At 71.7% G+C, this 6,992-nt stretch carries 9 protein-coding genes; 8 read left to right on the top strand and 1 reads right to left on the bottom strand.

What is annotated here, in order from left to right; genetic code table 11:
- On the top strand, positions 1 to 319 hold a 319-nt coding region (locus tag VGB60_RS09680; protein WP_331038055.1), incomplete at its 5' end, for a PhzF family phenazine biosynthesis protein.
- Positions 320 to 374: 55 nt separating this feature from the next.
- Here the strand turns inward: VGB60_RS09680 and VGB60_RS09685 are convergent.
- Positions 375 to 770: a hypothetical protein gene (locus VGB60_RS09685; RefSeq protein ID WP_331038056.1), complete on the bottom strand. Its 396-nt coding sequence runs from the start codon at positions 768 to 770 to the stop codon at positions 375 to 377.
- A gap of 239 nt (positions 771 to 1,009) precedes the next feature.
- On the opposite strand from VGB60_RS09685, the gene VGB60_RS09690 reads away from it, so the two are divergent.
- The 7 genes from VGB60_RS09690 to ccsA form a co-directional block, all read left to right on the top strand.
- Entirely contained in the window at positions 1,010 to 1,318 is a 309-nt protein-coding gene (locus VGB60_RS09690) for a hypothetical protein (protein ID WP_331038057.1), read from the top strand.
- A complete protein-coding gene (locus VGB60_RS09695) occupies positions 1,319 to 1,999 on the top strand; it encodes a response regulator transcription factor (RefSeq protein WP_331038058.1) in 681 nt (226 codons plus the stop codon). It begins immediately after the preceding gene.
- Complete coding sequence (locus tag VGB60_RS09700; RefSeq protein WP_331038059.1) at positions 1,996 to 3,444, top strand: sensor histidine kinase; 1,449 nt, start codon at positions 1,996 to 1,998, stop codon at positions 3,442 to 3,444. Before VGB60_RS09695 ends, VGB60_RS09700 begins: the two co-directional genes overlap by 4 nt.
- 82 nt (positions 3,445 to 3,526) lie before the next feature.
- Positions 3,527 to 4,873, top strand: coding sequence for a hypothetical protein (locus tag VGB60_RS09705; RefSeq protein WP_331038060.1), 1,347 nt, complete (start codon positions 3,527 to 3,529; stop codon positions 4,871 to 4,873).
- A gap of 19 nt (positions 4,874 to 4,892) precedes the next feature.
- Positions 4,893 to 5,729 (top strand): c-type cytochrome biogenesis protein CcmI, encoded by an 837-nt coding sequence (ccmI, locus tag VGB60_RS09710; protein WP_331038061.1) that lies wholly within the window; start codon positions 4,893 to 4,895, stop codon positions 5,727 to 5,729.
- Entirely contained in the window at positions 5,726 to 6,235 is a 510-nt protein-coding gene (ccmE, locus tag VGB60_RS09715) for a cytochrome c maturation protein CcmE (protein ID WP_331038062.1), read from the top strand. Before ccmI ends, ccmE begins: the two co-directional genes overlap by 4 nt.
- The coding region (gene ccsA / locus VGB60_RS09720) for a cytochrome c biogenesis protein CcsA (protein ID WP_331038063.1) at positions 6,232 to 6,992 on the top strand (761 nt) is incomplete at its 3' end. The genes ccmE and ccsA, both read left to right, overlap by 4 nt.

Genomic DNA, 6,992 nt, shown 5'->3' on the forward strand with positions numbered 1-6,992 from the left:
CCTGTCGGCGATCCAGGGGGAGGCGGGCGAGGTCGGGCAGGTCATCGTCTGCGCGCCGGCCGACGCGGCGGATGGCGTCGATGTGGTCGACCGGTTCTTCGCGCCGGGCTGTGGCGTCGACGAGGATCCGGCGACCGGCTCGGCCCACTGCATTCTGGGGCCGCTGTACGCGGACAAGCTGGGCCGCGCTTCCGTCCGCTTCCGGCAGGTGTTCCCCGGACGCGGCGGCGACATCGCAACGGAGGTGCGCGGCGACCGGGTGATCCTGCGCGGCGCCGCGGTGACGGTGATCGAGAGCCGGCTGCGCCTGAACCCATAAGGAAAGGGCGCGACCCTCTCGGATCGCGCCCTCGAACCTTCAATGAAGGAAGGTTTTAGTTGCGGCGGTTGTCGCGGTCGCGGCGCTCTTCGCGAACCTGACGGGCCAGCATGTCGTAGCGCCGGTCCAGCTCCATCCGCTCGCGGGCGTTGAGGCCGCCGCGCATGTAGCTGGCTTCCAGGCGAACCAGTTGGTTCAGCTCGGCCTTGAGGCGTACGGCCTCGCGGCGGCTCAGCATGCCGTTGCGCAGGCCGTTGTCGATGCGGCGGTCCAGCTGGTATTTGCGCTGCGAAATCGACTGCCAGCCGCCGCGGTTGTCGCGCTCGTAGCGGTCGCCGCGATCTTGTTCGTAACGGTCGCCGCGTTGCTGCGGGCCGTAGTTCTGAGCCATGGCGGGGACCGCGACGGAAGCCGCGGCCAGGGCGATGGCGGGGATGAGGAACTTCTTCATCGTCGTCTCCTTGGCGGATCCACGCGGACCGGATGGCCGGCGTTGACGAGAGAAGAGCATTCCTCGGGTGAGCCCCGTCTGAACGGCTTGCGTCAGGAACCGTTCATACGGATGACATCGCGGTAATCGGCCTCAGGACGACCGCTCGGGCGCGTGAAGGCGAGACAGCCGTATCGCTGAAATGCGTCTATGATGCTTGTTCAGGCATCGTTCAGAGCCCGAGGACTAGACCTGCCGACATGTTCCGCGTGACCGCCATGACCCTGACCGTCCTTCTCGCCGCCCTGCCGCTGTCGCAGGCGTTGGCGCAGGACCGCGACCAGCGCGAGGACCGCCGCGAGCGCCGGCCCCAGTTCGAACAGCGCGACGAGCGTCCGCGCGTCGGCATGGGCGAGGCGGTGCAGCGCGCATCTTCCGGCCGGTCCGGGCGTTTTCTGGGCGCCAGCGAGCGGGGCGGCATGATCGTGGTCCGCTGGGAGTATCCCGGCGGCCGGATCGCCGACATTATGGTGGATGGCCGCACCGGCCGGGTCATCGGAGAACGCTGAATGCGCGTGCTGCTTGTCGAGGACGACGTTGACCTGTCGCGCCAGCTGAAGATGGCGCTCGGCGACGCCGGCTATGCCGTCGATCACGCCGCCGACGGCGAAGAAGCGCATTTCCTCGGCGACACCGAACCCTATGACGTCGTGGTGCTGGACCTCGGCCTGCCCAAGATCGACGGCGTCTCGGTGCTGGAGCGCTGGCGACGCGACGGCAAGACCACACCGGTGCTGATCCTGACGGCGCGTGGGGCCTGGTCCGACAAGGTCTCGGGCTTCGACGCCGGCGCCGACGACTATCTGACCAAGCCTTTCCACACCGAAGAGCTGCTGGCCCGGCTGCGCGCCCTGCTGCGGCGCTCGGCCGGCATCGCCTCGGCGACCCTGTCGTGCGGCGGTCTGCGCCTCGATCCGCGCGCGGCCCGGGCCACGGTCAACGGCGAGCCGCTGCGGCTGACGTCGCTCGAGTACCGGCTGCTGCATTATCTGATGATGCATCAGGGCCGGGTGATCAGCCGCACCGAACTGGTCGAGCACCTCTACGACCAGGACTTCGACCGCGACTCCAACACCATCGAGGTGTTCGTCGGGCGGCTGCGCAAGAAGATCGGCTCCGACCGGATCGAGACCGTGCGCGGGCTCGGCTACCGATTGACCGCCCTGGCCGGGGAGTCCGAGGCCGCGTGACCGAAGAGGCGGGGGGCGCCGCGGCTCCGACAGCCGCCCGGAGCTGGGGCCGCTGGTTCGGACGGCCCGGCCGCAGCCTGACCCGCCGCCTGATCTGGCTGGCCTCCGGCTGGATCGTGCTGGCCCTCGTCCTCACCGGGTGGGCCCTGACCACCCAGTACAAGGAATCCGCGCTCCGCCGGCTGGGCAACGACCTGTCGGCCATTCTTGACGAGGTCGTTGTCGCCACCAACGCGGGGCCGAACGGCGTGACGGTGGCGGACATCCATGACGCCCAGACCGAACGCGCCCTGTCCGGAAAATACTGGATCGTGGCCGAGATGGAGGGGGAGGACCGGCTGCGTTTCGTCGCCGGCTCGCCGTCTCTGGCGGGCGAACGCCTGGCCGTGCCGCGGGACGTGCCGGGTCGGCTGCGCTCGGCCCAGGGGGCCATCGTCAGCTACAACGATCCCGGCCTGCTGCGGCCGCCGCTGCAGCAACCGCTGCGGGTCGCGGCCAGCCTCAAGTCGCTGCCGGGCCGCGACGAGCCGCTGGTGTTCATAGCCGCCATCGACCGGTCCAATATCGAAACCGACACCCGCCAGTTCGCCACCTTCACCTGGACCGCCCTGCTGGCGCTGGGGCTGGGGCTGGTCATCGCCGTCTTCCTCCAGGTCCGCATCGGACTGCGGCCGCTGTTCAGCCTGCGCAACGAGATCGCCGACGTCCGAAAGGGCCAGGTCGCGCGCATCGCCCGCACCTATCCGATCGAGATCCAGCCGCTGGCCGAGCAGGTGAACCGGCTGCTCGACCACAATCAGGAGACGGTCGAGCGTCAGCGCACCCATGTCGGCAACCTGGCCCACGCCCTGAAGACCCCGCTGTCGGTGCTGCTGGCGGAGGCGGGCGACCAGCCGGGGGTGCTGCCCGACATGGTGCGCAAGCAGACCGAGGTGATGAAGGCGCAGGTCGACCACCACCTGCGGCGGGCCCGCGCCGCCGCCCGGGCCCAGTTGCTGGGCGAGCGCACACCGATCGCCGAGGTGCTCGACGAACTGGCGGTGATGCTGGAGCGGGTGTTCGAGACCAAGGGTGTCGAGATCGACTGGCGCGCCCCCGACGAGCTCGGGTTCCGGGGCGAGCGCCAGGACCTGCAGGAAATCCTCGGCAACCTGATCGAGAACGCCTGCAAATGGGCCCGCCGCCGCGTCCGCATCTCCGCAGGCCCGACCGGACTGGGCCAGATGGTGGTGGTGGTCGAGGACGACGGGCCCGGCCTGCCCGAGGACCAGCGCGAGGGCGCCCTGCAGCGCGGGGCCCGGATGGACGAGACCACGCCCGGGTCAGGCCTCGGCCTGTCGATCGTGGTCGAGCTGACCCGCGCCTACGGCGGGCGGATCACCCTCGCCGACAGCGACATGGGCGGACTCAAGGTGCTGCTGGAGTTGCCCGCGGCGGAGGCCTGAGTCGGCCGCCGGGCTCAACGCTTGTTAACCCTGAGCGGCCACTATCGCCGGGCCGGGCGTTTCCCGGCATCGGGAATCTCGAATGGCCGGCCTGTCCGTCGCCCATAAAGTCGCGCTCGCCGCCCTGCTGGAGCGGTGCCCCGACGCCATGCTCAGGACCGTGTCCTCCGCCGTGGGGGGGCTGCCGGGTGAACGCGCCGAGGAACTCCGGGTCATGCTGGCCGAGGAGACGCGCGACCGCGTCCGTCGAGCCTTCGTGCTGGCGCCCCTGGCCCCCATGTTCCGTCAGCGGGCGGACGGGATTGCGGCCCTGACCTTTCCCCCGGCGGTGCTGGCGCGGCTGTGGAAGGCCGCCAGCGGGCGCGAGCCGCATCTGTTGCCGCAGCTGGACGGGGAAGAGCCGTCCATCGCCGTCGCCGACCGCATCTGCCTGGCCGCGGCTTCAGCCGCCCGCGACCATCCCGGGCTGATCTGGCCGGGGGCGGATCGCGACGCCGGTCCCGCGGATCTGGCCGCCTGTCTCGACCTCGCCCACATGGCGCGGCGCGGCCTGTCGTCGCTGGAGGTCTGGCTGAAGCGGCCCGACGACGATCAGGTGGCCGAGCTGCGCATCCTGCTCAAGGACTGCGCGACCATCCGAGAGGACGGGGCCGAGCGCCTGCTGGAAATCCTGTTCGCCCATCTAGAGGACGCGGTCCTGATCCTGCGGATCGTCACCCAGACCTCGGCGGCGGTCGATCAGGAAGGCTTCCTCAGCGCCTCGGAACTCGCCGGATTCGTCGACCGTCTGATCGCGGGCGTGGAGGCGCGCGCGGTGCGTATCGCGGCGTTCAAGCCGGGCGCCGACGCGGCGCGGGTGCAGGACGTCATGGCGGACCTGACCTGGTGCGCCAATGTCCTGGGCGAACTGGACGTCACCCTCGCGTTGGACACGCAGAGCCCGTGGGGCAAGTCGGTGCGGGACGGCCGCGTCGCCATCGCCGCGCGCCTGTCCGGCCTGCTGCGCGCCGCCGACAAGGCCGTCGATCAGGCCCTGCCGTGGGAGCGGGTGCAGACGGCCGGCCGCATGACCCGAAAGGCTCCGCACCTGAACGCGCCGGTGTCGGGCGAGACGGTCCAGGCCGCACGCAACCTGCTGCGGCTGGTGGGTTCGGTGCGCGGCCCCGCCTCGACCTTCGGCTGCGAGGCCGACCGCAAGACCCTGGTCGAGACCCTGACGGCGCGGCTCAGCGACTACGCCGACCAGGCGCTGCGCATGGTCAATGACGGCGAGGCGGGCGACGAAGCCCACGCCATGAAGCTGATCGCCTTCACCGCCCAGTGCCTGGATCTGATCGCGGCCAAGGAGGCGGCGCGGGCGGTGCGGCGTCGGGCCGCGGTGGCGGGAGCCCCCGCAGGGGGCGGCGAGGCCTCGTCGCGAGCCGCCTGATCGGCTACATCGCGCGGCGATGACGGTTTTCTGGATCATGACGGGGCTGATGGCGGCCCTCGCCGGCCTGCTGGTGCTGTCCGGCGCGCGCCGGGGCGTCGGCGCGGCCGAGCCCGCCGCTGAAACCGTCGCGGTGCAGAGCGCCCGCACCGAATTGGACGAGCTCGACCGCCTCAAGGCCCGCGGCTTGCTGGACGAGGCTGGCTGGACCGCGGCGCGGGCCGAGGCCGGACGCCGGCTGCTGACGTCGGACCGCCAGATCGTCGCCGTCGAGGCGCGACCTTCCGACCGCCTTTGGGTGCTGGGTGGGCTCGCTGTCGCGGCCCTCGCGGCGCTGGGGCTGTATTCGCTGTTCGGCGCGCCCGGCTCGGCGGATCAACCCTACGAGCGGCGCGTCGACGAATGGGCGGGCCGGCTGGAGACGCTGGAGGCGCCGCAGCTGGCGGCCGTCGCGGCGCGGGTGGTGCGTGAGCGTCCGACCGATCATCAGGCCCTGACCATGCTGGGCGCTGCCCGGTTCGAGGCCGGCGATCCGATCGGTGCGGCTTCGGCCTTCCGCCGGGCGCTGGCGATCAAGCCGGACGACGCCCAGAGCTGGGCCCGTCTGGGCGAGAGCCTCGTTCGCGCCAACGAAGGCGCGGTCGGTGCGGACGCCGAGGCCGCCTTCGCCCAGGCGCTGCGCCGCGATCCTGGCCAGCTGGGCGCGCGATACTTCCTCGGCGAGGCGGCGCTGGCGCGGGGCGACGCCGCCATGCTGCGGGCGATGTGGGGGCCGCTGATCGCGGCCTTGGCGCCGAGCGATCCGCGCCGCGCCGATCTGGAGCGGCGCATGGCCGCAGCGCGGGGCGGCGCATGAGCTGGCTGCCGAAATCGCCCAAGGCGCGGCGACGGCTGTGGGTCGTGGCGGCGGTGACGCCGGTGCTGGCGCTGGCCGTCGGCCTGTCGCTCTACGCCATGCGCGACAGCGTCACCTTCTTCTTCTCCCCGTCCGAGGCGACCGCCGAAAAGGCGCCGGCCGGCCGGGTGGTGCGGCTGGGCGGGTTGGTCGAGGCGGGCAGCGTGGCCCGGGGGACGGGCGGCGAGGTGGCCTTCGCCGTGACCGACAATCTGGCCACGACGCGCGTCGTCTATCAGGGCGACCTGCCCGACCTGTTCCGCGAGGGGCAGGGGGTGGTGGCCCAGGGCGCCTTCCTGCCCGACCGCTCGTTCCGCGCGACCCAGGTGCTGGCCAAGCACGACGAAAACTACATGCCGCGCGAGGTCGCCGAGCGCTTGAAGGAAAAGGGCGAGTGGCGGCCGGAGGCCGGGTCGCCCCCGCGCTCGAGCAGGCCCCCGGCCGATAGCGCACCGGCTATGCCGTGATCGCCGAGCTCGGCGCCTTCGCGCTCATCCTCGCGTTTGCGCTTTCCCTGCTGCAGACCGGCATGGCCGTCGCCGGCCGCTGGCGGCGCAGTCCTGTGCTGACCGGAGCCGCCGAGGGCGCCGCCGTGGCGGCCGCGGCGGCCGTCGCCGTGTCTTTCGCGGCCCTGATCTTCGCCTTCGCCGTGTCCGACTTCTCTATCGCCAACGTCGCGGCCAACAGCCACACCGACAAGCCGATGCTCTACAAGGTCGCCGCGGCCTGGGGCAGCCATGAGGGCTCGCTGGTGCTGTGGTGTCTGGTGCTGACCGGCTTCGGCGCGGTGCTGGCGCGCGGACGCGGCCTGCCGTTCGGGCTCAAGGCCTCGGCGGTGGCGGCTCAGGGCCTTCTGGGCGTGCTGGTCCTCGCCTTCGCGGTGTTCACCTCCAACCCGTTCGCGCGGCTGAGCCCGGCGCCGTTCCAGGGCGCGTCGCTGAACCCGCTGCTGCAGGACCCGGCCTTGGCCTTCCATCCGCCGCTGCTCTACTGCGGCTACGTCGGATTTTCGGTCTGTTTCTCGCTGGCCGTGGCCGCGCTGGTCGAAGGCCGGGCCAACGCCGGCTTCTGGCCCGCCTGGGGCCGTTGGGTGCGGCCGTGGGCCCTGGCCAGCTGGGCCTTCCTGACCGGCGGCATCACCCTCGGCGCCTTCTGGGCCTATTATGAGCTGGGCTGGGGCGGCTGGTGGTTCTGGGACCCGGTCGAGAACGCCAGCTTCATGCC

This window comes from Brevundimonas sp., assembly GCF_036399195.1.
Lineage (GTDB): Bacteria > Pseudomonadota > Alphaproteobacteria > Caulobacterales > Caulobacteraceae > Brevundimonas.